Origin of the sequence: Burkholderia sp. IO2, assembly GCF_029522185.1 — a bacterium.
GTDB classification, from domain to species: domain Bacteria; phylum Pseudomonadota; class Gammaproteobacteria; order Burkholderiales; family Burkholderiaceae; genus Burkholderia; species Burkholderia cenocepacia.
Map to the genome: position 1 here is coordinate 14,093 of NZ_JAKWFH010000017.1, position 23,943 is coordinate 38,035.

At 64.0% G+C, this 23,943-nt stretch carries 21 protein-coding genes and 1 pseudogene; 10 read left to right on the plus strand and 12 right to left on the minus strand.

All coding sequences use genetic code 11. The features are described 5' to 3' along the window. Window positions 1–86 precede the first annotated feature (86 nt). From MMB92_RS13100 to MMB92_RS13120, 5 genes are read left to right on the plus strand one after another with little or no spacing between them, the layout of a single operon-like run. Window positions 87–2,639, plus strand: coding sequence for a type VI secretion system Vgr family protein (locus tag MMB92_RS13100; RefSeq protein ID WP_319000285.1), 2,553 nt, complete (start codon window positions 87–89; stop codon window positions 2,637–2,639). Between the two features lie 10 nt (window positions 2,640–2,649). Beyond that, entirely contained in the window at window positions 2,650–3,453 is an 804-nt protein-coding gene (locus MMB92_RS13105) for a DUF4123 domain-containing protein (RefSeq protein WP_226245123.1), read from the plus strand. 30 nt (window positions 3,454–3,483) lie between these two features. Next, window positions 3,484–6,060, plus strand: coding sequence for a T6SS effector BTH_I2691 family protein (locus MMB92_RS13110; RefSeq protein ID WP_226245124.1), 2,577 nt, complete (start codon window positions 3,484–3,486; stop codon window positions 6,058–6,060). A 12-nt stretch (window positions 6,061–6,072) separates the two neighbouring features. Next, the gene (locus tag MMB92_RS13115) at window positions 6,073–7,041 is read left to right on the plus strand and encodes a DUF6708 domain-containing protein (protein WP_011694664.1); all 969 of its coding nucleotides are present in this window, start codon (window positions 6,073–6,075) and stop codon (window positions 7,039–7,041) included. Next, window positions 7,038–7,322 carry a PAAR domain-containing protein gene (locus MMB92_RS13120; RefSeq protein WP_077190822.1) on the plus strand — a complete coding sequence of 95 codons (285 nt, stop codon included), beginning with the start codon at window positions 7,038–7,040 and terminating at the stop codon, window positions 7,320–7,322. The genes MMB92_RS13115 and MMB92_RS13120 overlap by 4 nt, the downstream gene beginning before the upstream one ends. A gap of 372 nt (window positions 7,323–7,694) precedes the next feature. On the opposite strand, the pseudogene MMB92_RS13125 reads toward MMB92_RS13120, so the two are convergent. From MMB92_RS13125 to MMB92_RS13150, 6 genes and pseudogenes are all read right to left on the minus strand, one after another. Further along, window positions 7,695–8,118, minus strand: a pseudogene (locus tag MMB92_RS13125) (transposase); the annotation flags it as partial. Between the two features lie 75 nt (window positions 8,119–8,193). Continuing rightward, window positions 8,194–9,636, minus strand: a complete 1,443-nt coding sequence (locus MMB92_RS13130) for an efflux transporter outer membrane subunit (RefSeq protein ID WP_226245125.1) — start codon at window positions 9,634–9,636, stop codon at window positions 8,194–8,196. Between the two features lie 18 nt (window positions 9,637–9,654). Beyond that, window positions 9,655–11,229, minus strand: a complete 1,575-nt coding sequence (locus MMB92_RS13135; RefSeq protein ID WP_006484370.1) for a DHA2 family efflux MFS transporter permease subunit — start codon at window positions 11,227–11,229, stop codon at window positions 9,655–9,657. 13 nt (window positions 11,230–11,242) lie between these two features. Continuing rightward, window positions 11,243–12,337 (minus strand): HlyD family secretion protein, encoded by a 1,095-nt coding sequence (locus tag MMB92_RS13140; protein ID WP_034202668.1) that lies wholly within the window; start codon window positions 12,335–12,337, stop codon window positions 11,243–11,245. Between the two features lie 64 nt (window positions 12,338–12,401). Next, on the minus strand, window positions 12,402–12,833 hold the full coding sequence (locus MMB92_RS13145) for a MarR family winged helix-turn-helix transcriptional regulator (protein ID WP_006491751.1): 432 nt from the start codon (window positions 12,831–12,833) through the stop codon (window positions 12,402–12,404). A gap of 109 nt (window positions 12,834–12,942) precedes the next feature. Continuing rightward, window positions 12,943–13,863, minus strand: coding sequence for a LysR family transcriptional regulator (locus MMB92_RS13150; protein ID WP_006491760.1), 921 nt, complete (start codon window positions 13,861–13,863; stop codon window positions 12,943–12,945). A 92-nt stretch (window positions 13,864–13,955) separates the two neighbouring features. On the opposite strand from MMB92_RS13150, the gene MMB92_RS13155 reads away from it, so the two are divergent. The 3 genes from MMB92_RS13155 (at window position 13,956) to MMB92_RS13165 (ending at window position 16,306) form a co-directional block, all read left to right on the plus strand. Beyond that, the gene (locus MMB92_RS13155) at window positions 13,956–14,384 is read left to right on the plus strand and encodes a MarR family winged helix-turn-helix transcriptional regulator (protein ID WP_006484349.1); all 429 of its coding nucleotides are present in this window, start codon (window positions 13,956–13,958) and stop codon (window positions 14,382–14,384) included. A gap of 202 nt (window positions 14,385–14,586) precedes the next feature. Beyond that, a complete protein-coding gene (locus MMB92_RS13160; RefSeq protein ID WP_058902839.1) occupies window positions 14,587–15,834 on the plus strand; it encodes an aconitase X in 1,248 nt (415 codons plus the stop codon). Next, window positions 15,827–16,306, plus strand: coding sequence for a DUF126 domain-containing protein (locus MMB92_RS13165; RefSeq protein WP_034202666.1), 480 nt, complete (start codon window positions 15,827–15,829; stop codon window positions 16,304–16,306). The genes MMB92_RS13160 and MMB92_RS13165 overlap by 8 nt, the downstream gene beginning before the upstream one ends. Before the next feature lie 99 nt (window positions 16,307–16,405). On the opposite strand, the gene MMB92_RS13170 is transcribed toward MMB92_RS13165, so the two are convergent. The 3 genes from MMB92_RS13170 to MMB92_RS13180 all read right to left on the minus strand — a co-directional run bounded on the left by MMB92_RS13170 (window position 16,406) and on the right by MMB92_RS13180 (window position 18,823). Continuing rightward, a complete protein-coding gene (locus tag MMB92_RS13170) occupies window positions 16,406–16,855 on the minus strand; it encodes a hypothetical protein (protein WP_226245126.1) in 450 nt (149 codons plus the stop codon). 149 nt (window positions 16,856–17,004) lie between these two features. Continuing rightward, the gene (locus tag MMB92_RS13175) at window positions 17,005–17,550 is read right to left on the minus strand and encodes a hypothetical protein (protein ID WP_226245127.1); all 546 of its coding nucleotides are present in this window, start codon (window positions 17,548–17,550) and stop codon (window positions 17,005–17,007) included. A gap of 202 nt (window positions 17,551–17,752) precedes the next feature. After that, window positions 17,753–18,823, minus strand: coding sequence for an AraC family transcriptional regulator (locus tag MMB92_RS13180; protein WP_196432809.1), 1,071 nt, complete (start codon window positions 18,821–18,823; stop codon window positions 17,753–17,755). A 75-nt stretch (window positions 18,824–18,898) separates the two neighbouring features. Between MMB92_RS13180 and MMB92_RS13185 the strand changes: the two genes are divergently transcribed. Then, window positions 18,899–20,932, plus strand: coding sequence for an NADPH-dependent 2,4-dienoyl-CoA reductase (locus MMB92_RS13185; protein WP_060268383.1), 2,034 nt, complete (start codon window positions 18,899–18,901; stop codon window positions 20,930–20,932). A 187-nt stretch (window positions 20,933–21,119) separates the two neighbouring features. Here the strand turns inward: MMB92_RS13185 and MMB92_RS13190 are convergent, their stop codons facing one another. Both MMB92_RS13190 and MMB92_RS13195 read right to left on the minus strand, forming a co-directional pair. Beyond that, window positions 21,120–21,524: a DUF2471 family protein gene (locus MMB92_RS13190; protein WP_006484347.1), complete on the minus strand. Its 405-nt coding sequence runs from the start codon at window positions 21,522–21,524 to the stop codon at window positions 21,120–21,122. Window positions 21,525–21,688: 164 nt separating this feature from the next. After that, window positions 21,689–22,582, minus strand: coding sequence for a LysR family transcriptional regulator (locus tag MMB92_RS13195; protein ID WP_006484342.1), 894 nt, complete (start codon window positions 22,580–22,582; stop codon window positions 21,689–21,691). An 86-nt stretch (window positions 22,583–22,668) separates the two neighbouring features. Between MMB92_RS13195 and MMB92_RS13200 the strand changes: the two genes are divergently transcribed. After that, entirely contained in the window at window positions 22,669–23,448 is a 780-nt protein-coding gene (locus tag MMB92_RS13200) for an NAD(P)H-dependent oxidoreductase (RefSeq protein WP_006496025.1), read from the plus strand. Window positions 23,449–23,627: 179 nt separating this feature from the next. On the opposite strand, the gene catC is transcribed toward MMB92_RS13200, so the two are convergent. Continuing rightward, a complete protein-coding gene (gene catC, locus MMB92_RS13205; protein WP_006484359.1) occupies window positions 23,628–23,918 on the minus strand; it encodes a muconolactone Delta-isomerase in 291 nt (96 codons plus the stop codon). Window positions 23,919–23,943: the final 25 nt, after the last annotated feature.

Consider the following 23,943-nt stretch of genomic DNA (forward strand, 5'->3'; position numbering starts at 1 on the left):
GATAGGTCGTTGTGGCAAAATCTCTTTCGACCTTTCGCGCTGCCTCCGATTTACGTTCATTTTTTCGTCCAGAGGAGATATTCGAGATGGGTAGGTTGCCCAATTCGTTGATGCTTGACGCGGGTATCGAGCAGACGAACCGAACGCTCGTCCTGGAAACGCCCCTCGGGGCGAAGGTACTGTTGCCCCAACGCGCCATGGGCGAATCGCGCGTGGGCCGGGATTTCGAGCTCACAGTGGACGTCGTGACCCGGGAGCGCGCGCTTCATTTGAAGAAGCTGATGGCGCAACCTGTCACATTATGGGTGCGTCAAGCCGACGAGTCGTACCTGCCTTGGCATGGCTACGTCCATGCAACGCGACGCCTCGGAGCGGACGGGGGACTCGCTTACTATCAGCTTTCGTTTTCGTCGTGGATGCGCTTTCTGCAGTACCGCAAGGACGCGCGCATTTTCCAGGACCTAACGACCGCCGACATCCTGACTAAAGTGTTCAGCGGCCATTCGCAGGCGCGCGGTCATTTCCGGCTCGATGTGAAAGACCCGGGCGCGGTTCGCTCGTACTGTACTCAGTACGAAACCGACCACAATTTCGTCCATCGGTTGATGGAGTCGGAGGGATGGTTCACGTATGTCGAGCATGCAGAGGACGGTAAGTCGCATACGATTGTCGTGACCGACGACCTCTTCAATTGCAAAGCGCTCGCTACCCAGCGAGTACCGTTCTATCGCGGCGACCGAGACGGCCAGGCTGGCACACTCGTCGAATGGAGCGGCGAGCGTACGACGCAAAGCGTCGGATATGCGTTCAGCACGGCGGATTACAAACGTCCGGCACGCACGTTGCAGCGGGCGGACCGGTCCACGGTTGACCAAGGCGATATCCCGCAGGAGTTGGAAGTCTACGAATACGCGGGCCACTATAGCTTTCCAGTCACCGGCGAGTCCTACGACCGTGGCGAGCGCGCTATGCGAATTCGGCTGGAAGAGATGGCCTCGCGCAGCAAACGGTTTTTCGGGGTGGGCAGTGTTCCGTGCATGGACGCCGGTCGATGGTTCACGCTCGAAGACCATCCCGAGCACGACGCAGACAAGCCTGAGGACCGCGAGTTCGCGATTCTTGGCGTGCGTTGGGCTATCCAGAACAATCTGCCGTTGGGCAACAGCCGCCCCTTTCCGGGTAGCCTGCAGCGACGCCTGTCGCGTCTGCGTGCCGAATACAAGGACCGGCAGGCCGCATTCGTATCGAAGGACCCGTTAGGCAATGAAAGTTTCGTGCTGGCCGAAATCGAGGTCCAGCGCCGCTCGGTGCCATTCCGCAGCCCGTTCGAGCACAGAAAGCCGGTCATGCATATGCAGACCGCCACTATCGTGGGACCGGCGGGTGAGGAGGTGTACACGGACGAGTTGAACCGGGTGAAGGCTCAGATGCACTGGGACCGTCTGGGGAGCAATAACGAGACGTCATCGTGCTGGATGCGGGTAATACTGCCGCACGCCGGCAAGGGATTCGGCGGTGTGTTCGTCCCTCGAATCGGGCAGGAAGTGGCCGTCAATTACCTCGACGGGGATTGCGACCGGCCGGTCGTCAGTGGAGTGCTCTTTCACTCTGTCAACACGCCACATTGGCATTCGAACGGCCTGCTGTCCGGTTTCAAGTCGCAGGAGTACAGCGGTCAGGGTTTCAATCAACTCGTCTTCGACGACTCCACGTCGCAGAACCGGGCGCAGCTTTTCAGCTCGACGGCGAATTCATATCTTCACATCGGCTATCTCATCGACCACAGCGGCAATACGCGCGGCAACTACCTTGGCACTGGCTTCGAACTGAAGACCGAGGCGTCAGGCGCCCTGCGGGCCGGACGCGGGCTCTACGTATCGACCTACGCCCGCGGCGGCACGTCGAGTCAGCCGCTGGATGTGAAGGAAGCCACGCAACACCTTATCGATTCGAGCGGCGTGATTCAGCATCGCTCACTCGCTGCTGCTGACGGCCAGGCCGAGACCCTGGACGATGCACAGGACGCCATCAAGGACTTCGCTGCGACGACGCGGAGCGATGCACAGGGCTCTATGGCGGGCGGCAGGACAGCGGGTGGCGGCACCGGAAGCGCCAATGCGTTTTCGCAACCCGTCATGTTGCTTGCGAGCCCGGCTGACATGGGCCTGTCGACACAGAAGTCGCTCCACGCAGCAGCTACCCAGCACGTCAATTTGGTTAGCGGAGAGAGCACCTACGTTTCGGTGGCGAGGTCGTGGATTGCCAGTATTGGCGAGAAATTAAGCTTCTTCGTGCAGAATGCCGGTATCAAGCTGTTTGCCGGCAAAGGCAAGGTCGAAGTGCAGGCGCAGTCGGACAACATCGAACTTACGGCAGACAAGACTGTAAAGGTCGTGTCCACTTCCGATTCGGTGAACGTTACAGCCCAGAAGGAAATCACCCTTACCGCCGGCGGCGCATCGATTCGCATCGCCGAAGGTAAGATCTTCATCCATGCGCCGGGGCTGGTCGAGGTCAAGGGCAGTCCGCTCATCTTCGATGGCCCGGCGGGCGATAGCGCGTCGGCGCAGCTTGCGCCTTCAAAGTCGTGCGCCCAGCAGTTCGCAGCCGCAGCGCAGGCCGGCTCGGCACTCGTGTAGGGCGGTCGGCATGGTTCACTACGTTATCGTTGAAGTCGTCAACGGGAAGCTCGAGTTGCCTGGCGTGCCGCCGGTCTATGAAGTCGGTGAATTGGTTCCTGCGGCGCGTCCCGAACTCGAGGGCGTGGCTCCCGTGTTGTACTGCGCCGAGCATCCCGAGCTGCAATTGCCAGCGTTGAGAAAGCGCGCCGAATCGGACCTGGAGAATGGCTTGCCGCCGGTCGTTTGCGCCATTGTCGAATGCGGCAAGGCGACGGGCCGGCTTCAGCAACATCTGTCGAACCGGTTGATACTGCAGGCGCCGATTTCGGGCGATGCGGTCTTCCGCTACTACGACCCGCGCGTGTTTCCGCACTTGGGTCGCATCTTGAAGGCCGAGCAGATGGATGCGCTTCTGGGGCCGGTTGCAACGTGGACGTACCTCGACCCCGTAAGCGGATGGACGGTGGTCAACGGCGCGGCCGAACCGGAAGCCGCCTTCGCGGTTACTGCGGACCAGCACGCACGAATTGCGCGCATCGAGTTGGTTCAGCGCGGGCTTGACCTACTCCGTTGCAATGGTACGGCGCCTCGTCCCGATATGTCGGCGCTGCTCGACGCGCAACTTGCAAAAGGAGAGGCTCACGGGCTCGCCGGTGGGGACCTGCTTGCTTTTGCACTTCACGGCACACTCGTTTCCCCCTGCTTTGACCGTCACCCGCGTGTTCGGGCCATTCTGCAGGCGCCGCGGAAAGGCCCGTATGCTGAAGCGGTAGCGAACTGGAGCGCGGCAGACTGGGAAGCGATTGCTCGCGAGAGCCTCCAATATCAATGAGCCCGGGTGGCGGCACGAGAGAGATAAAGAATGGCACTCGACACGAATTTTGCGAGTATTTCGCAGCTCACGCAGTCCGCGATGCAGACCAGTTCGCGTGCGCCGAATTCATGCAGCATGTGCAAGAAGAAGGGATTGCCGATTCTGCCTGTCCGCTACGGGGTCGTGGCCAACTCCAAGGCTCACAGCTCTGCTGGCGCGATGTCGCTCATGGGCGGAAAGTTTGGCGACGGCGTCGTCGGTATCGCGCTCAAAAAGGCAAAGTACACGCTGCGCACCCTGCGCTACGGCTATGTGTATATCTTCTATCCAAAGACACAGCGATGGCAGATATACGCGGTTACGGCGGAAGGATACTTGTACGACTATCCGGTCGGCATCAAGCTCGACCGTAGTTTCGAGAAACCGTTCAGTTGCCACCAACCTGGGCATGCGCAACTGGCTCAATGCATCACCGTTGAAGACGCCGAACATGCCGGAACCGTGTATCTGGCGTTCAGCGATGAGCTTTGGACACAGAAAGTCCGAGACACCTACGCGAAGAACTTCATGGGTTGTCGTGACAAGCGGATGCAGAAGTTCGATGCAACCGCCTGGTATAACGGCAGCATGAACCAGCCGCACGCGGATAGCCTGGACCATCTCGAGGGGCTACTGAGCGAATACAAGGGCGGTCGTCCCGATGCGCTCGTTACCGGTTGCTTTCCGTACCATGACCGTGCCGGGCAGCAGCCGGCCCTGAAAAAGGCGATGGATTCCATACTACCGGACAAGGGGCTGTTCTTCGCGTTGTGGGACCCGGTTGGCATCACGCAGGAACTCAATTTTGAGCAGCGCGTTGCTTTCGGCGCAGCGCTTGCGCCGTATGAACACGGAATATGGGCCTCCAGCGCAATCGACGCGCTGCAAAAGGCGGTCGTGGTTTCGGCGAAAGAGGACGTGGAACGTGCCGCCGGCATGCTGGAAGCCAATACTTATGAGGGCATGGGCCTCGGGGCTCTGTTCGATGGTGGCAAGGCGCTCGAGAAGCGGCTCAAAAGCATTGAGACGCAGAAGGAATCTGAACTTGCAACAGCCGGACCGGAGGCATGGAAGCCCTACACAACCCACTATCGGCAGCAGGCTATCGTCGACTTTCGGCAACAGATGGCGAACGCGATGAAGTCGGAGCAGGCGAGCACGCTTATACCGCTGTCGCAAGACCATCAGGCGTGGCTGTCCAGTTCAGCATTGCTGAACGTTTTCGAGTCGGATTACGAGCCGGGAAGCTGGAGATGTGGGCTGAACTATACCAACACATTTACGCGATGCATCGAAGGCTCGGCTGACCGCAAGAATGCCGTCGATGTGCTCGTCAAATGGGCTAAAGGCAACGTATCCGATACCCGTAATCCGCTGTTGCGGGCGTTCGTCCTAAACAGCCCGGTGCTGGCTGAGAAGGTCAAGGAGGCGTCCGGCTATCCGTACATGGAACTGAGGGAGTTCGTCGCGAAGCTCATAGAGTCGTACAGCAAGATAGAGGGCGTGGAAGAGTCGAAGGATAAGGGCGTCAAAGTTGCTGTTGCGAAGGCGTTAGCATGGCTTCTCCATGAGACAGGTGGGCCCGTGGCCGAAGCTATCAGCGCGAGTGTAGATACGGCTGCAACCAAAGTGCTGTATGCGACTCTGTGCATGCGAACGAAACAGCTGTTCGAGTTTAAGGTCGTATACGGTTCGGTAAACCAATGGGTGAACTACATCGCCCGTCAGATGCAGGAAGTGATGCCGGGCCGGCAGAAAATCAGTGTCCAGGACCTGAAAAAGCAGCTTCAGGACAAGGCCTCCGTAGGCGGAGGCGTAGACGCGGAGATCAAGGCGAAGCAGTTCGTGCCAGTCGAAAGCCCGGCGACAGAGGCCGCTGCCCTGGCTGGCGTCAAAGCCAAACCCGGCTTCGAGAAATTGGCCAGTGCGACGTTGACACCCGACGTGGTCGAGACGATTTACATGCCGAAATTTAGGCTCATGACGAAGGGGGAGCCTGGGTTTGCGGGCATCGGGGCGATATTCAGTGCTATCAATCTTCGCTTTGCTCGGGAAGAATTGAAGAAGGCGAATCGGTTCAATCAATCGGAGGCCGGCATCAAGTTCAACAACGCCATTGGTGGACTCGTGGCGAGTGTTGCGCAATATGGTTCGGCTGCAATTGACACCGTCGGAAAGGCTGGGGCTCAGTTGGGTACAGGCTGGCTTCGACTAGAACGTTTCCTCAACGTCGCGGGGAGGTACGGCGGCGCGGTGGTTGGGCTCGTGTCTGCTGCGATTGACATCTATCATGCCGTGCAGGATTTCAAGGAAGGTAATGTGACGATGTTTATACTGGATGCCGCATCAGCGGTTGTCGGTCTTGCCCTCGCTTACTCTGTCATATTCCTTTCGGCATCCGCTGCAGCGGTCGTGGCCCTGCCGCTTCTGCTTATCGCTGCCCTTATTGGTATCCTCATCAACTACTTCAAGGGTAAGGAAGTGGATGAGTGGCTTGAGCGATGTTTTTTTGGTCTGAAAGAGGCCAAAGAGCGGTTCCCCACTCTGGCCGAAGACCAAAAGGCATTTACGGCAATGCTTTCGTGATGGAGAAAAAAGATGGCATTTGACGGACTCTCGTGGTACCGCCTGAACCGGCCGGTCAGCGAGGAGGAGCAGGCTGCCCGCCTCGCAATCGGACAGCCTGCGTCTGACACGGCTAAGGATGAGCGTTCAGTATTCTCGATGAGCGATACTTGCCTAGAGGTCCGAGACGGAAACTATTCGGAGAAGGGCTGGGGGGTCTTTGCGTTTATGTTACCGGGGCTCGGTTCGTTGGCATTCACGGCGGCCCTTCTTTGGATGATGACTCATGTACCTCCTATCTACGAGCAGCGGGGACAACTGGGGCTCATTTATGGAGTGCTTTCGTTTTTCTTGTTTGTCGCGCTCGGTTTCTCGGGAATTGGCATTTGGGCATTGACACGCGACTGTTTCAATTACACCTGCAAGCCCGTCCGGTTTAACCGGCGTGACCGGATGATTTACGCGTTCAAGCACAATGGCCCTGGCGGGGTTGTATCGGTACCCTGGGATAGCGCCTTCCTGTACGTCGAACGCAAACCCAGAAGCGGCCCCACGCGCACGGCGCCGCGCGTGGTTCGTTGCCTGGTTCTTGACGACAAGGGGATGGTCAAGGATACATTCTCGATGGGAACGCGAGTTGTCCTGTCGTCCGATGAGGGAAGCGTCGGGGGACAGGAGGTCATGAAAGTCCTCTACCAGGACTTTGAGTTCTACCGGCGATTTATGGAAGAAGGCCCCGCTTCGCTGCCCCCGGTGACCGAGTTCCTGCCGAAGGGAGCCTCCCTGCGCAATTCGCTGAGGTTGAATTTCGACGGAACCTCGGGCCTACTTAAGTCGGGCAATCCGATAGTGTGGCTGGTGGTGGCGGTCGGGGCACTTCCCGCATTCTCTCAATCCCTATTGCATTGGCTCGCCCAACTGACTTGCCGCGAACCGGTATGGCCGGACGATATCGAGCGGGCGTGCAATGCTGCGACGCCGTCCAACGGCCTTACAGCATGAGCCGCCGGTTCATTCGTCAGGGCGATAAGACTGACCGCAACGGGGTTGTGGTTGAGGGTATCGCAGGCACCTCGTTGCAAGGCCAACCTTTCGCTTATCTGGGCGCCCCGGTTCAATGTCCCGCCTGTGGCACGACGGGTGTCATCATAAGCGACGGCTCGCCACGTGCGATGACGATGATGGGTAAGCAGGTCGCATTAGAGAACGATTTGTGCCAATGTAAATGTGAGCCACTGCCAAAGCTGATTTCGTCCCAGGCTCTCGGTTCAATAAAGACATGACGGCGCGTCGCTGCCTGTTGCAGGGCAACGGGCGCGGTTGTTGAAACGTATCAGCCACGGGCTCGTTGCCGCTCGCGATGAGTTGTACGGTCATTTCCTATCATGATGCGGACGATTGCAGGGATGGCGTGCGCAAGATGTTTGATCCGCTTGATAGCCATATAGCCGATGGCGTGCCAAGGCGACGGCGCATGACCGTGAATGGCCACCTTCGCAGTGGATGACCATCGATACGATTTCTATCGGTAGGGCTTCGACAAAGGAGTGAATCGCCTGAGCCTGCTCCGCGGTGAACGTGCGGGCGAGTTTGTCCCGCGGCCTCTTCGATAGATTCGGGTTCAGGAAATCGGTGTCCGCAAAGCTCAGTCGCCGCAGATGGCCCTGAATCAAGCGTACGCTCATGCCGCGCGCATACATGCTGATGACGTGATCATCGAAGCCGGGCAGCCGGCATTGATACTTGCCGGCCAATTGCCGTTCGAACGTTGCCTGCTGGTCATGCGGAATATCCAGCTTCAGTTCGCCGTTGGGGCGTGAGGAACGTCTTGGTGCGGGTGCCATTGCGGTTGCCGGCCTTGCCTTGCTCGGTCCCGGCTTCTGGATGGTGGCTCATCTCGGCCGCGAGCATGCGCTCGGCCAACCGCTTCCCGAGCTGGCCGGCCAAGCCCGATTCGCCCCAGGATCGACTCGGCGTTCTTGCCCTGAACCTGGGCAAGCAACTGATCGTCAGTTCGTCGGGAAACACCTTCAGCGCCTTCGGATTCTTGCTTTTCTTGATCACTGTTGCATCGGTCATAGGACGTTAGTTCCGTTATCGTTTCATGACCTCGGCACACTGAAAGTCTGACAGGCTCCCGCATCGTGATCCCACCTAGTTCTTTGCCACAGCTTCGGTTTCCGTCCGCGGTCCACCCGCCGCCTCATTCCTGCTCCACCCACCCCCAAGCGACCGATACAACGCCACCGCCGCGAGCGCATGTTCGCGCTTGACCTGATTGAGCGAATCCGAATCCCGCAGATAAACCTCCTGCGCCGACAGCACATCCAGAAAATCCGTCGCGCCGCCCTTATAGAGCTGATTCGCCAGCCCGAGCGCTTTATCGGAAGCCGCCAATGCGCTACCCAGCCTTCGCGTCGCCTCATTGGAACTGACGAGATTCGCACGCGCATCCTCGACTTCCCGCAGTGCTTGCAGCATCGTCTGCCGTAACCCGAGTTCCGACTCGCGCATCCGGCTTTCGCTCTGCGAGATATCGGCGGTAATCCGCCCCGCGTTGAAGATCGGGCTCGTCGCGCTCAGTGCCGCGCTGAACAGGTTATCGGTCAACGTCGGCAGCCCGAGATAGGAAGCCGCCAGAATCCCGTCCGTCAGGTTCAACGAAAACTTCGGATACCGCTCGGCCTTCGCCACGCCCACTTGCGCTGCACGTCGCTCGACCTGCGCATAGGCAGTCAGCACATCCGGCCGCCGCAACAACGCCTGCGAAGGCAGCGTCCCCGGCGCGCCAATCGGCGGCGCGGGAATCTCCCCGGCCTGCGCCAGCACGAGCCGATCGACCGATTCCGGCGTCCGCCCCGAATACACGGCGATCAGATTGAGCTGATGCGAAATCTGCGCCTGCGTCGGCGGAATCCGCGCCTCGAGCGCGTCGAGCTGGTTTTGCGCACGCGTCACGTCGAGTTCCGTCGACAGCCCGAACGCCTGCCGCTTGCGTGTGAGTTCGAGCGCATGCTGCCGGATCTTCGCGTTGTCCTGCAGGATCTTCAATTCCTGCTGCGCCCAGCGCAGATCGATATACGCGGATGCCGCATCGGCGGCAAGCGCAAGGCGCATCGCATCTTCCGCGTGCTTTTGCCCGACCAACTCCGCTTGAGCGGCCAGCAAATCGAGCCGTTCACCGCCGAACACATCGGGCGACCAGCTCAGCGCGAGCCCGGCCCCAGCCTGCCGCACATAACCGAGCGGCGGCGGCGTGTTCTGCCGCGCGTCGGCCGCATGCGCGGTCGCGTCGAGTTCGGGCAGCAGCACCGCGCGTTTCTGCACGGTCAGCGCCTGCGCCTGCTTCACGCGTTCGGCGGCGGCTTGCAGATCGAGGTTCCCGTCGAGCACCGTCGCGATCAGCCGGTCGAGCACGGGGTCGTGGAACTGCGCCCACCAGGCAGCCGCATCGATGTCCGCGCGCGGCACGTCGGTATCCCACGCGGTGGGCGCGAGCGTCTGAACGGATTCGTTCAGCGCCGGATGCTGCGCGGGCTGCACCGCACACCCTGCGGCGAATGCGCTGACGGCCAGCGCGACGAGTAGCTTCTTCATGATGATGATCCCTGGGCCTCAGTGCGCGTCCGGCGGCGGCGCGTTCAACGTAATGGGTTTGGAAAACACGACGGCAAGCAGCGCGACGACGAAGCACAGCGACAGCGCGTAGTACGCATCCGCATAGGTGAGCGTCAGCGCTTCGCGATAGATCAGCCGATGCAGGTTCGCGAGCCCGGCCTGAGCGGTGTTCAGCGTATTGCCGGCCACCGAGCCCCAGTACGCGGCCTGGCGATCGAGCAGCGACGCGACCTGCGGTTCGCCGGCGCTCACGTGTTCGTTCAGCCGCAGGTAATGAAAATTCAGCCGGTCGTTGAGCATCGTCGCGCTCACCGCGATACCGATCGCGCCGCCGAGGTTGCGCATCAGGTTGAACAACCCGCTCGCCGATTTCAGGCGCGACTGCGGCAGCGAACCAAGCGCCATCGTCACGATCGGCGGCACGCTGAACTGCTGGCCGATGCCGCGCAGCGCCTGCGGCAGCAGCAATTCCTGCCAGCCCCAGTCGTGCGTGATCGGCGTGTACAGGTAGCAGCCGAGGCCGAAGCAGATCAGCCCGAACACGAGCAGCGCACGCATGCTGACGTAGCGCGCGGCGAACGCATACGCACACAGCGCGATCAACTGGAACGCGCCGACCGACAGCAGCGCGATACCGATCTGCAGCGAGCTGAACGCACGCACCTGCGCGAGAAACAGCGGCGTCAGGAACACGGTCACGAAGATCCCGATGCCGGTCACGAACGACAGCAGGCTGCCGATCCCGAAGTTGCGCACGGCGAGCGCGCGCAGGTCGACGATCGGGTCTTTCGCGGTCAGCGCATGCACGATGAACAGGAAGCCGCAGATGCCGGAGAGCCACGCGCAGATCACGATCGCGTCGTCGCCGAACCAGTTCTTGCGCGGGCCTTCCTCGAGCACGTATTCGAGGCAGCCGAGGAAGCCCGACATCAGCACGATGCCGAGATAGTCGCCGCGCTTGATGAGGCTGAGATCGGGCGCGTCGATATGCACGTAGCGCGGCACCAGCGCGGCGACCGCGATGCCCGGCACGAGGTTCAGGTAGAACAGCCAGTGCCACGACCATTGATCGGTGATCCAGCCGCCGATCACGGGGCCGATCGCCGGCGCGAGCGATGCGAGCGCGCCGATGGTCGTCGACGCGATCAGCCGCTGCCTGCCGGGGAACAGCACGAACGCGGTCGTGAACACGGTCGGGATCATCGCGGCGCCGAGCGCGCCCTGCAGCCCGCGAAACAGGATCATCGAGTTGATGTCCCACGCGAGCCCGCACAGCATGCTGGTGATCGTGAAGCCGACGGCCGACGCGGCGAACAGCCAGCGCGTCGACATCACCTTCGACAGCCAGCCCGACATCGGGATCACGATGATCTCGGCGATCAGGTACGCGGTCTGCACCCACGACAGTTCGTCCTGGCTCGCGGACAGCCCGCCGCCGATGTCGCGCAGCGACGACGCGACGATCTGGATGTCGAGCGTCGCCATGAAGAAGCCGACGCACATCAGCGCGAACGCGAACACGCGCTGTCTGGTCGGTTGCGACGCCGGGTCGCCGGAAAACGCGGTGGTCATCGTCGGCTCCCGCTCAGTGCTGGTGGTCGGTATGCACGGTCACGACCGCGGACAGGCCGGGGCGCAGCACCTGCTCGATGCCGGGCTGCGGATCGAGATGCACGCGCACCGGCACGCGCTGGACGATCTTCGTGAAGTTGCCGGTCGCGTTCTCGGGCGGCAGCACGCTGAAGGTGGCGCCGGTCGCGGGCGCCAGGCTGTCGACGCGGCCGTGCAGGCGCGTGCTCGACGCATCGAGCGCGACGTCGACGCGGTCTCCCGCGCGCATCTTGCGCAGCTGGTCTTCCTTGAAGTTCGCGTCGATCCACAGGCCGGAGGCCGGCACGACCGTCAGCAGCGGCACGCCGACGTTCGCGAGCATCCCGACGCGCCCCGTGCGGTTGCCGACGTAGCCGTCGACCGGCGAGCGGATCGTCGTGTATTCGACGTTGAGCGCCGCGACGCGCTGCGCGGCGAGCGCGGTGTTCACGCGGGCCCGCGCATCGGCGAGCTGCGCGCCGAGCACGTCGAGCTGCCGCTTCGATGCGAGCAGCGCGGCGTCGCTGCGTTCGACGGCCGCGCCGGCCTTCGAGTAGTCGGCGTCCGCGCGCTCGACGATCTGGTTGGATACGGCATCCGACTTCACCAATTCGCGGTAGCGCACGCGGTCCGACGCGGCGCGCGTCAGCTCGGCCGACGACGCGTTCTTGTCCGCCGCGTGCTGGCCGATCACCGCGTATTGCAGTTGCTGCTTCGCTTCGAGTTCGGTCACAGCGGAGCGCGCGCTGTCGACTTCGGCGCTGGCCTGCGCGAGCTTCGCGTCGTAGTCGCGCGCATCGAGCTGCACGAGCACGTCGCCGGCCTTCACGCGCTGGTTGTCGGTCACGAGGATCTTGTCGACGAAGCCGTTGACCTTCGGTGCGAGCACGGTCACGTCGCCGCCGACGTACGCGTCGTCGGTGCTTTCCTGGAAGCGCAGCACGAACAGCCAGTCGAGCGCGGCGGCCGCGACCACGACGACGACGGCGCCCACCGCGATGCGCATCCACGGTACGCGGCGTTGCTGCTTGGCGGGCCGCTCGGTTGTGGCTGCTTCGCGTGACGAGGCAGCGTCTTGGGTCGTATCCATCGATTCACCTATGTATATGCACTTATTAAAACGATCGACGGCACGACGTCGATCGGGGAAAGGGTTAGCGTTCCGGCAGGTTGTGCGTGATGCGGAACAATTCGTCTCTCAGTCGGGCCGCCTGCACCGACCCGAAGCACCGCTCGAACGCTTCCTGCGCGGCGAGCCAGTGCACGTGCGCATCGGCCACCTTCGTTTCGCCGTGCGCGGTCAGCGCGAAGGTCTGACCGCGGCACGGTGGCTCGATCCGCCCCGTCACCAGCGCCGCGCCGACGAGCGGCTTGAGCGCGCGCAACAGCGCGGTGCGTTCGATCACCAGCACGTTCGACAGCGTCGCCATCGTCAGGCCGGGCCGTTCGCGCAGCAGCGCGAGGATGCTGTATTGCGACGGCGTGACGCCCGCCCGCGACAGGTAGCGCTCGTAGAACTGCGAGATCCGCCGGGCGGCTTGCCGGACCGCGAAGCAATCGTCATCGGTGAGCGTGGTCTTGTGCATGTGCACATGTTAGGTGGCGACGCGGCGCGAAGCGAGGGGCGCGGCGGGATCAGATTGGTGTCGTGGCTGTATCAATCGGCGTCGGAAACGCGCATTCGCGCGCCCGGCGTCACGCCGCTGCCGGAACGATCCAGCCTTCGCGGTCGCAGTACGCGGCCGTGTAGTCGATGAACGCCTTCACCTTCGCGGGCAGCAGCGCGCGGTTCGCGTACGCGAGCTTGATTTCGACGAACGCGTCGACGAGATCGGCTTCTTCCAGCAACTGCACGAGCGCGCCCGATGCGAGTTCGGCCTGGACGAGCGTCTTCGGGACGACGCCGATGCCGAAGTCGTGCATCACCATTTCGCGGTTGAACACGGGGCTGTTCGACGAGATGTCGAAACGGAACGGCACGGTGAGCATGTCGCCGTCGACCCGGAACGACAGCGCCGGGCGGCGCAGCGACGGCGAGATCGGCACGAACGCGTGATCGGCGAGGTCGGCCGGCGTCTCGGGGCGCGCATGCGTCTGCAGATACGCAGGCGTCGCGACGATCACGACCGGAATGCGCTCGACCAGCCGCACGACGGTCGATTCGCTCGTCAGCATGTACGGCACGACGATGCCGATGTCGTAACCTTCGCCGACCAGATCGACCGGGCGCTCGGTCAGCGTGACGTCGAGGCGCACGTTCGGATGCGCGCGCTTGAAGCCGGCGATCAGCGGCACGAGCCGGTTCAGCGCGGCCGTCGTATGCGCGACGAGGCGCAGCAGGCCTTCGGGTTCGCGCGTGTGCGTCTGCGCTTCCACTTCCAGCGCGTCGAGTTCGTCGAGCACGGCCGCGCAACGCTCGTAGATGCGTTCGGCCGTTTCGGTCAGCGACACCTGGCGGGTCGTCCGGTGCAGCAGCCGGCTGCCGAAACGCGCCTCCAGATCCGCGACCGCACGCGATACGACCGGCCGTGCGAGGCCGTGCATGTCGGCGGCGCGCGTGAAGCTGCGCATCTCCACCACCGACCGGAAGATGCGCAGCTTGTCGATGTAGTCCATGTCGGTCTCCTTGACGCGATGGCCGGCCGCCGGCCGCTGTTACGGCGGAGTGTACATTGACTTTATGCATATGCACATATAAATTGCCGAACATGAACGACACCTCGATTGCCCAGGCGTGCAACTGTCTCGCGCTGCGTCAGGCAGCGCGCTTCGTCACGCAACTGTACGAACGCCATCTGGCCCCGGTCGGCGTCACGCCCGCCCAGTTCTCGATCATGGCGAACCTCACGCGCCACCCGGGCCTCCTGATGAGCGAACTTGCCGACATGCTCGTGATGGACCGCACGACCTTGCTGCGTGCGCTGAAGCCGTTGCAGCGCGACGGTTTCGTCTCGACGGCGGCGTCCGAGCACGATGCACGCGCGCATGCGCTGCACCTCACGAAGCTCGGCGAGCGTACGTTCGCGCAGGCAAAAGTCGCGTGGCAGGCCGCGCAGGACGAATTCGACACGCAGTTCGGCCGCGAGCGCGCGAAGGCGTTGCGCAATGAATTGTTCAGCCTGACGGCGGAACGGTAGGCGGGGCTGGCGTGGCGGTGTGGCGATCAACTGGCGCGAAATTCAGGCCATTGGTCAGCTTGGAAGTAGTCGATTGCTGGAATTGGTTTTGATGATGTCCGGTTTGATGGTGATCTGGACAGTTTTTATTTCCAGTTGTAGAGTCCTCTGACTGTTTTCACGAACCGGCGCCGCCGCCGGTACGCGTCACGAGGAGCAACCGATGCTGCAGTTGAGTGACCGCGACGACGCCATGTTGCGCGGGGATTTCGGCGACGGCGTCGCCCGCGCGATGCGGATCGTCGCGCGCACCGCGCAGGTGATGTCCGCGCCGCACCTGATCGACATTACGTCCGCCCATATCGATGGCTGTCTGTATCACGGCCAGACGAGCCTCGACTTCGTCGACTATTTCGTCGACACGGGCGCGAAGGTCGCGGTGCCGACCACCTTGAACGTCGGGTCGCTCGACCTGATCCATCCCGAGCTGTACCACGGCGACCGCACGATCCAGCGCGATGCGCAGCGCCTGATGGACGCGCATCTGCAACTCGGCTGCGAATCGAGCTTCACGTGCGCGCCGTATCAGCTGAAGAATCGTCCGGCGAAGGGCGAGCAGATCGCGTGGGCCGAGTCGAATGCGATCGTGTTCGCGAACTCGGTGCTCGGCGCGTGCACGAGCCGCTACGGCGATTTTCTCGATCTGGCCGCCGCGATCACCGGGCGCGCGCCGTACGCGGGGCTGCATGTCGACGCGAACCGCGCCGCGCGGATCGTGTTCAATGCGCCCGATTTCAGCCGCTTGCCGTCGCGCGACATCTATTTCGCCGCGCTCGGTTTGGCGGTCGGCAAGGTCGCAGGCGCGGTCGTGCCGGCGATCGTCGGGTTGCCGGCGGACACCACCGAGGACGAACTCAAGGCGCTCGGCGCGGCCGCCGCGTCGAGCGGGGCCGTCGCGCTGTTCCATGCGGTCGGCGTGACGCCCGAGGCGCCGACGCTCGACGCCGCGTTGCACGGCCGCGCCGCGCAGCGCACGGTCGATATCGCGATGGCCGATCTCGACGAGATTCGCCGCACGCTGAATCACGGTGCGGCCGGCGACGCGCTCGTCGCGGTCGCGCTCGGCACGCCGCATTTTTCGCTGGCCGAATTCCGCACGCTCGACACGTTGCTCGACGCGTTCGACGGCAAGCCGGCGTGCGACTTCTACGTGAACACGAGCCGCTTCATTCTGTGGGAACTGGAGCAAGCCGGCCTCGCGGAGAAATTCGCCGCGCGCGGCATCCAGATCGTCGTCGATACCTGCACGTACATCACGCCGGTGATGAAGCAACTGTCGGGGCTGGTGATGACCAACTCGGGGAAATGGGCGTCGTATGCGCCCGCGAACATCGGCGTGACGGTCGCGTACGGCAGCATGCGCGAATGCGTGCGCTCCGCGTACGAAGGCAAGGTGCGATTCGATGACTGAAACGACGGGCACATTCTTGACGGGCGACACGCTCGTGCCGGGCAGCGCGTGCGCGCGCCCGTTCATCCTCGACAAGCCGCTGAGTTTCTGGGGCGGCTACGACTCGGGCGCGGGCCGGATCGTCGACCGCGGGCATCCGCAGGCCGGCGCGAGCCTCGCCGGCAAGGTGATGGTGATGCCGCACGCGAAGGGTTCGAGCTCGAGCAGCAGCGTGCTCGCGGAAGCGGTGCGCAATGGCACGGGGCCGGTCGGGATCGTGTTGAAGGAGCGCGACCTGATCATCTCGATCGGCGCGATCGTGGCCGCCGAGCTGTATGCGATCGCGGTGCCGGTGGTGTGCGTCGGTGATGACGTGTACGACGCGATCGTCGCTTCAACCGGCGACGTGCGGATCGAAGCGGGCGAGGGCGACGGCGGCGCGCGGATTTATCTGGGCACTGATGCGCGTTCGGGCCGATTCGGTTCGACCTGAACGAGCGGCGCGAACTGACGGCGAGTCAGGTGGTGGCCGCGGCGATGCGATCCGGAGCGAGCAGCGTCGTTCGCCGCGCGGTAGCCGCACCTGTCCCGGTCAGATGAAGCGCACGTGTCGGGTTTCTTCCTGCGTGAGCGACAGCGCTTGAGCTGCCGCGTTCATTTCACGTTTGCCGCCCGGCTGCGCCAGTCTTCTGATTTCGGGCCATACGATCACGCCGAACAGGATGCGCAGGATCGCACTCAGCACGCACAAGCCGATTACGCTCGCGCTGATCAGCGCAAACACGTCGAACGTCGATTCCATGCTGAGCGTCACCGCGGATACGATTCCGCTGACGACGGCCGCGCCGATCACGCAAATGAGCATGACGAAAAGGTCGGTTCGGGCGCCGGCGACTTTGGCGGGACGCAGCAGATAAGCCGAACCGTCGGTCATGTTGCGAATGCCGTAGATGAACTGGCGATCCTGGTCGCCGGCATAGGCGACATTCAATCGATCGCCATCGGCGATGAACAGGCGCGTCGTCCGGTTGGTCCTGAACACGAGGGGGGACGCGAGCGAATCGAGTTTGAGCGTGATTTCCTCGATACTTTGCGTCGTCGTGCCCAGGTTGTTGCTCCAGACCTTCGTCTCGATCGATTGCTGACTGATTGCCGTCACGCGGCCGGATACGATCTGCATGTCGTGGTTCGTCATGGGCTACTCCGCTCCGCGCTGAAACCGGACGGTTCGCCTAGCCAGCAATCCTGGGCTTCGCGTCGCTGCGGCTGGAAGATCAGGTCGGACAAGCCGCCGATGGCGACCAGGTTGCCCACCAGACCGACGATGGCCACGACGGTGGCCAGTGCCGAGGTGAACGCCCAGCCCGAATGGAGTGCCGCGGCAGCGGTACCCAGACTCAGCACGACCAGGCACGACGCCCAGGCGAGCAGCGACAGGTTCCGTCGCTTTTGCGCGCGCACGTCGTACGGCGCGATGGCAAGGCTGCCGCTCCTGATCCACGCGATTCGGCGACGGCCGCGATGCTCGAACGTGCACGCACGCACCGACATGCCGGGCCTCAGTTTCTCGATCTGCTTGAATGCTTCTTCGTCGACGTCGTTGGCCGTGACGAAGTAGCAGATGTTCTGCATCGTCAAACGGTATGGCGGGTGCTTCCTGACATCGGCCTTGACTCGGATGAGGTTGGTATCGACACGGTCGATCGTGGCCTCGATCAGGGTGGTGCGATTGGGCATGGGTCGGAGAGGGCGCGGGTCCGCGCGACGTCGTTTTGATGTGGCGCCCATCATACGCCACAGCTTTCGGCCCACCGTCCGGCATTGTCGGACGACGGGTTGGCTGGCGCGTGGCACTGCGATCCGCGCGCGGCCGCACCCGCCTCCTCCCGCCGGCGGTTCGGCGTTATTCGCGCCGGTGCCCGGGTCGCCGCTGACGCGATCACCTCGCAGCCGCTTCCCGAAACGCGCTCGGCGTCTGCCCCGCCCAGCGCCGGAACGCACGCGTGAAATTCGCCGGGTCGGTGAATTGCAGCCGCTCGGCGATCGTTTTCAGATCGAGATCCGACGCGGCGAGCAACTGCTTCGCGTCGCGAAACCGCGCTTCGTCGAGCAATTGCCGATAGCTCGATCCGGCTTCCTCCAGCCGGCGCCGCAGCGTGCGCGTCGACACGAGCAGCGCATCGGCGAGCGTGTCCGGCCCCGGATAATCGCCGGCGGCGCGCGCCAGTTCCGCGCGCACGCGCTCGACCAGATCGCCTTCCTCCTGCCGCACCTGCGCATATTCGCGCTCGACCTGCACGAGCGCCTGCCGGTGCGCGACTTCGTCGGCGAGCGGTAGCGGCCAGTCGAGCGCATCGCGCGCGATCCACAGCGCGTTGGCCGCGCAGCCGAATGCCACCGGCGGCAACTGGTCGCGATAGCGCGCGAAATACGCGGGTTCCGGCCATGCGAATTGCAGCGTGATCGGCGGCGACACGCGGCCGGACCATTGCGAGATGTTCTGTGCGAGCCCGGTCAGCACGAATTCGAACATCACGTGATGCTGGAGGACGGGATTCGCCTGCACGCCGTGCAACTCGAGCGTCGCGCCGCGTTCGTCTTCCGCATAGGTCAGCCGGTACTGGCGATTGCGCATCCGGAAGTAACGCTGCGTGACCGACAGCGCTTCACGGATGTCCCGCGCGGTCAACGTCGCATAACCGAGAAAGCCGTGCACGGTCGGCTTCAGCAGCAGCCCGAACGCGAGCCCGATGCCCGGATCGCCGCCGATTTCGATCGCGTTGAGCACGAGCCGCCCCCATTGCGACGGCGCGACGCGCGCGTCCGGTTCGGCCAGCACCGCGTCGCGCAGGCCCGTGCCGGCGCGCACGGCCGCCAGGTCGACGCCGCGCGCGGCCAGCGCCTGCAGCAGCAGGCGCGTATAGGCGACCGGAATCGTCGGCCGGCGTAGCCCGAGGCGATCCTTGCGAGACGGGGAAGTCATGTCGATTTGGCCGGAAATGACAAGCATTATGGCTGTTTGCCCCCTCACGTTCAAGGCAGCGCGCGCCTACGATGGCAGCCATCGCTTATTGGCCGACTCATCATGACGACACCCTTTCCCCACTTGCTCGCCCCGCTCGATCTCGGCTTCACGGCGCTGAAGAATCGCGTGCTGATGGGCTCGATGCATACCGGCCTCGAGGACAGCCGCAAGACGCTGCCGCGCCTCGCCGAATATTTCGCCGAACGCGCGCGCGGCGGGGTCGGCCTGATCGTGACGGGCGGCTTCGCGCCGAACGTGGCCGGCTGGACCAAGCCGTTCGGCGGCACGCTGATGACGTCGGCCGCCGCGCGCCGGCATCGCGAGATCACCGGCGCCGTGCACGCGGAGGACGGCAAGATCGCGCTGCAGATCCTGCATACGGGCCGCTACGGTTATCACCCGTTCGCGGTCGCGCCGTCGAAGATCAAGTCGCCGATCTCGCCGTTCGCGCCGCACGAACTGAGCGCGCGCGGGGTCGAGCGGCAGATTCGCGCGTTCGTGCGCTGCGCGAAGCTGGCCCGCGAAGCCGGTTACGACGGCGTCGAGATCATGGGCTCCGAGGGCTACCTGATCAACCAGTTCATCTCGATGCATACGAACAAGCGCAGCGATCAGTGGGGCGGTGCGTACGAGAACCGCATCCGCCTGCCGATCGAGATCGTCGAGCGCACGCGCGAAGCGGTCGGCCGCGATTTCATCCTGATCTACCGGCTGTCGATGCTCGACCTGATTCCGGACGGCAGCGACTGGCGCGAAACCGTGCAGCTCGCGAAGGCGGTCGAGCGCGCGGGCGCGACGATCATCAACACCGGGATCGGCTGGCACGAGGCGCGCGTGCCGACGATCGCGACGTCGGTCCCGCGCGGCGCGTTCGCGTGGGTGACGAAGAAGATGAAGGGCGAAGTGGGCATCCCGCTCGTGACGACCAACCGGATCAACCGGCCCGAAGTGGCCGAGCAGATTCTCGCGGACGGCTGCGCGGACATGGTGTCGATGGCGCGGCCGCTGCTCGCGGATGCCGAGTTCGTCGTCAAGGCCGCGCAGGGCCGGGCCGACGAGATCAATACCTGCATCGGCTGCAACCAGGCGTGCCTCGATCATGCGTTCAAGAACAAGATTGCGTCGTGCCTGCTGAATCCGCGTGCATGCCACGAGACCGAGCTGAAATACACGCCTGCGTCGCAGCCGAAGCGTATCGCGGTGGTCGGCGCGGGGCCGGCCGGGCTCGCGTGCTCGACGGTGCTCGCGCAGCGCGGCCATCAGGTCGACCTGTTCGACGGCGCGGCCGAGATCGGCGGCCAGTTCAACATGGCGAAGCGGATTCCGGGCAAGGAAGAGTTTCACGAAGCGCTGAATTACTTCGGTCGGCAAGTCGAGCTGACCGGCGTGAAGCTGCACCTGAACCGCCGCGTCGACGCGAGCGACCTGATCGCGGGCGGCTACGACGAGATCGTGCTCGCGACCGGCGTCGCGCCGCGCGACCCGAAGATTCCGGGGCAGGACGGGCCGAACGTGCTCAGCTATATCGACGTGCTCGCGGGCAAGCAGCCGGTCGGCCGGCGGGTCGCGGTGGTGGGCGCGGGCGGGATCGGCTTCGATGTCGCCGAATATCTGGTGCAGGACGGCGAGTCGCCGGCGCTCGATCTGGACGAATGGAAGGCCGAGTGGGGCGTGACCGACCCGGCCGCGACGCGTGGCGGCGTGACGCGGGCGCAGGTGTCGGCGCCCGCGCGGGAAGTGACGTTGCTGCAGCGCAAGGCCGCGCCGCTCGGCAAGGGGCTCGGCAAGACGACCGGCTGGATTCACCGCGCGACGCTGAAGATGAAACAGGTGAAGATGATCGGCGGCGTGAACTACGAACGGATCGACGCGCGCGGGCTGCATGTGTCGTACGGCGAGCAGCGCACCGATCACGAATTGATCGAAGCCGATACGATCGTGCTCTGCACGGGGCAGGAGCCGCAGCGCGCGTTGCTGGCGCCGCTGCAGGCGGCCGGGCGCTCGGTGCACCTGATCGGCGGCGCGGAGCTGGCCGCCGAACTCGATGCGAAGCGTGCGATCGATCAGGGTGCGCGGCTGGCGGCGCGGTTGTAACGGGCGGCCGTTGCGGCGGTCGATTCGGATGATCGTCGCGTGGCGATGATCAGTGTGCGCGACGGTTGGCGGACTGATGCGCCCATTCGCGGGCGCGGCAACCATGACGAACCGCGGCGCCGATGGCGCCACCACGCAACGTGGCGGCGCGCACCCGCAGACCGTGCCCGCGATCGACCGGCGCGACTCAGGCCGCTTCGGCCCGCTCTTCCGCTTCCGCTTCGAGCATCGCCTTGACGATCAGGTAGACGGCCGGCAGATCGTCGTCGTCGCGGTGCCAGTCGACCGGTTCCTCGACGTCCGCGGCGACCAGCCGGCTGTCGCGCAGCCGGATGAACGCGTCGACGACGGTCGGATCGTTGCGGTTCAGGAACCCGGCATTCGAGAACGCCAGCTCCTCGACGTTCAGCAGCGCCTGCCAGCTCATCGTGCGCACGGCCGCCGGATGGGTGCGGCGGCGCAGGCCCAGCGCCCGCTGCGCGGGGCCGCCGACGACACGCTGCAGATCGACGACCGCCCGCTGCGCGGCGCGCTCGAAGTGGACGGGATTGAAGCCGGGTTGCTCGGGATCGAATGCGGAAGCCTGGAACATGGTCGCCTCACAAAAGTCCGTTCGTCTGTGGATGACGGAATTCGGGTCAAATGGTGCAAAAGTACTGTAAATATATACAGTGTTCGGCGCGGTTTCAAGCCCCGAATGCAGGATTTCGCGCATCGGCGATCGATGCGGGCGATCGCGTCGATCGGGCGGACGATCTACACCGCCGCCGCGATCGTCTCCCGCAGCCACCGATGCGCGGGATCGCGATGCACGCGCTCGTGCCACAGCATCGACATTTCATAGCCGGGCACCTCGACCGGTGCGTCCACCACGCGCAGCGCCGGCACGTCGCGCACCAGCCGCTCGGGCAGCATCGCGACGAGATCGGTGCTCGCGACGGCCGACATCACGAACAGGAAGTGCGGCACCGACAGCACGACGCGCCGCGTGGCCCCGACCTTCGCGAGCGCTTCGTCCGTCACGCCGAAGAAGCCGCCGCCGTCGGGCGACACGATCACGTGCTCGAGCGTGCCGAACTGCGCGAGCGTGGGGCGCCGCTTCAGCTTCGGGTGGCCGGCGCGGCCGATCAGCACGTAGCGCTCGACGAACAGCGGCAGGCGCCGCATGTCCGGTGGCGACCCTTCGGTCGTATGAAAGGCCAGGTCGATGCCGTTTCGTTCGGCATCCTGTTCGATGCGTGGCGGCACCAGTTCGACGACGGCCAGCCGCGTGCCGGGCGCGGCCGAACGCAGCGTGTGCAGCGCGGGCAGCACGATCGTCGATTCGCCGTAGTCGGTCGCGGCCACGCGCCACGTGTTCGTTGCGGTCGCGGGATCGAACGGCGTGGCCGGAATCACCGCGCGCTCGACCGCTTCGAGCGCATCGCGCAACGGCTCGCGCAGCGCTTCCGCGCGTGCGGTCGGCCGCATTCCGCGCGGCCCGGGCAGCAGCAGCGGATCGCCGAACACGTCGCGCAGTTTCTGCAGCTGCACGCTGACCGACGGCTGCGACATGTTCAGCTTCTCGGCCGCGCGCGTGACGTTGTGCTCGGCGAGCAGCACGTCCAGCGTGACGAGCAGGTTCAGATCGAGCCTTCTGAGATTATTCATGGCTATACCTGGAATATCAGGAATTCATTTCAAATATACCGTCGGAGGCCGCATCCTGCAGTCATTCAATCCACGGAGTGACGAAGATGAATGTGCTGATCGTGTATGCCCATCCCGAACCGCGTTCGCTGAACGGCGCGCTGCGCGATTTCGCCGTCGCGCATCTCGAAGCGGCCGGCCACGCGGTGCAGGTGAGCGACCTGTATGCGATGAACTGGAAGGCGGTGCTGGACGCGAACGACGTGACCGATCGCGCGCCCGACGCGCGGTTCGATCCGTCGCTCGATTCGCGGCGCGCGTTCGCGGCGGGTACGCAAAGCGACGACATCGCGCGCGAGCAGGACAAGCTGAAGTGGGCCGACGCGGTGATCCTGCAGTTTCCGCTGTGGTGGTTCTCGATGCCGGCGATCATGAAGGGCTGGTTCGAGCGCGTGTACGCGTACGGTTTTGCGTACGGCGTCGGCGAGCATTCCGATACGCACTGGGGCGATCGCTACGGCGAAGGTTCGCTGGCCGGCAAACGCGCGATGATCGTCGTCACGACGGGCGGGTGGGAGTCGCACTACAGCCCGCGCGGCATCAACGGGCCGATCGACGACTTGCTGTTTCCGATCCAGCACGGTGTGCTGTATTACCCGGGATTCGACGTGCTGCCGCCGTTCGTGATCTATCAGACGGGCAAGATGAACGCCGCGCGCTTCGACAAAACCTGTACGGCGCTCGGCCAGCGTCTCGACGCTCTGTGGACCACACCGCCGATTCCGTTTCGCCGGCAGAACGCGGGCGATTACGAGATTCCGGCGCTGACGTTGAAGGAGGACATCGCGCCGGGGAAGGTGGGGTTCGCCGCGCACGTGACCGCCTGACGGCTGCTGCACACCCCGACGCGGGGCGGCACGGACAACCGCCGCCATACGCAAGATGCCGGATGCAGAATGCAAACGACCCGGGCGGCCTGCGTGACATCGCCGGCCGCCCGGGTCGTGCCTCTCGTGGCATCTCGGCCATTTCGCGGCCGTGGGGCACGGCCGCGATTCATCGCTGCTTACCGATCGTCGTCCCGCACCGAAGACGGATGCCGGCACAGCGCCCGCACCTCCATCTCCATATACGGAAACAGCGGCAGCTGGCTCAGCACGTCATGCAGCTGCTGCACGCTTTCGACGTCGAAAATACTGACGTTCGCATACTGCCCGGCGATCCGCCACAGATGGCGCCACGTGCCTTCGTTCATCAGCCGCTGGCACATCGCCTTTTCTTCGGCCTTCAGCGTGGCCGCCTTGACCGGATCCATGTCCGCCGGCAGGCGAACGGTCATTTCCACATGAAACAGCATCCTGCACTCCTTGCGTTGTCGATTC

Coding starts and splice junctions, on each gene's coding strand:
- MMB92_RS13100 (WP_319000285.1), top strand. CDS start 87: ATGGGTAGGTTGCCCAATTCGTTGATGCTTGACGCGGGTATCGAGCAG.
- MMB92_RS13105 (WP_226245123.1), top strand. CDS start 2,650: ATGGTTCACTACGTTATCGTTGAAGTCGTCAACGGGAAGCTCGAGTTG.
- MMB92_RS13110 (WP_226245124.1), top strand. CDS start 3,484: ATGGCACTCGACACGAATTTTGCGAGTATTTCGCAGCTCACGCAGTCC.
- MMB92_RS13115 (WP_011694664.1), top strand. CDS start 6,073: ATGGCATTTGACGGACTCTCGTGGTACCGCCTGAACCGGCCGGTCAGC.
- MMB92_RS13120 (WP_077190822.1), top strand. CDS start 7,038: ATGAGCCGCCGGTTCATTCGTCAGGGCGATAAGACTGACCGCAACGGG.
- MMB92_RS13130 (WP_226245125.1), bottom strand. CDS start 9,636: ATGAAGAAGCTACTCGTCGCGCTGGCCGTCAGCGCATTCGCCGCAGGG.
- MMB92_RS13135 (WP_006484370.1), bottom strand. CDS start 11,229: ATGACCACCGCGTTTTCCGGCGACCCGGCGTCGCAACCGACCAGACAG.
- MMB92_RS13140 (WP_034202668.1), bottom strand. CDS start 12,337: ATGGATACGACCCAAGACGCTGCCTCGTCACGCGAAGCAGCCACAACC.
- MMB92_RS13145 (WP_006491751.1), bottom strand. CDS start 12,833: ATGCACAAGACCACGCTCACCGATGACGATTGCTTCGCGGTCCGGCAA.
- MMB92_RS13150 (WP_006491760.1), bottom strand. CDS start 13,863: ATGGACTACATCGACAAGCTGCGCATCTTCCGGTCGGTGGTGGAGATG.
- MMB92_RS13155 (WP_006484349.1), top strand. CDS start 13,956: ATGAACGACACCTCGATTGCCCAGGCGTGCAACTGTCTCGCGCTGCGT.
- MMB92_RS13160 (WP_058902839.1), top strand. CDS start 14,587: ATGCTGCAGTTGAGTGACCGCGACGACGCCATGTTGCGCGGGGATTTC.
- MMB92_RS13165 (WP_034202666.1), top strand. CDS start 15,827: ATGACTGAAACGACGGGCACATTCTTGACGGGCGACACGCTCGTGCCG.
- MMB92_RS13175 (WP_226245127.1), bottom strand. CDS start 17,550: ATGCCCAATCGCACCACCCTGATCGAGGCCACGATCGACCGTGTCGAT.
- MMB92_RS13180 (WP_196432809.1), bottom strand. CDS start 18,823: ATGCTTGTCATTTCCGGCCAAATCGACATGACTTCCCCGTCTCGCAAG.
- MMB92_RS13185 (WP_060268383.1), top strand. CDS start 18,899: ATGACGACACCCTTTCCCCACTTGCTCGCCCCGCTCGATCTCGGCTTC.
- MMB92_RS13190 (WP_006484347.1), bottom strand. CDS start 21,524: ATGTTCCAGGCTTCCGCATTCGATCCCGAGCAACCCGGCTTCAATCCC.
- MMB92_RS13195 (WP_006484342.1), bottom strand. CDS start 22,582: ATGAATAATCTCAGAAGGCTCGATCTGAACCTGCTCGTCACGCTGGAC.
- MMB92_RS13200 (WP_006496025.1), top strand. CDS start 22,669: ATGAATGTGCTGATCGTGTATGCCCATCCCGAACCGCGTTCGCTGAAC.
- catC (WP_006484359.1), bottom strand. CDS start 23,918: ATGCTGTTTCATGTGGAAATGACCGTTCGCCTGCCGGCGGACATGGAT.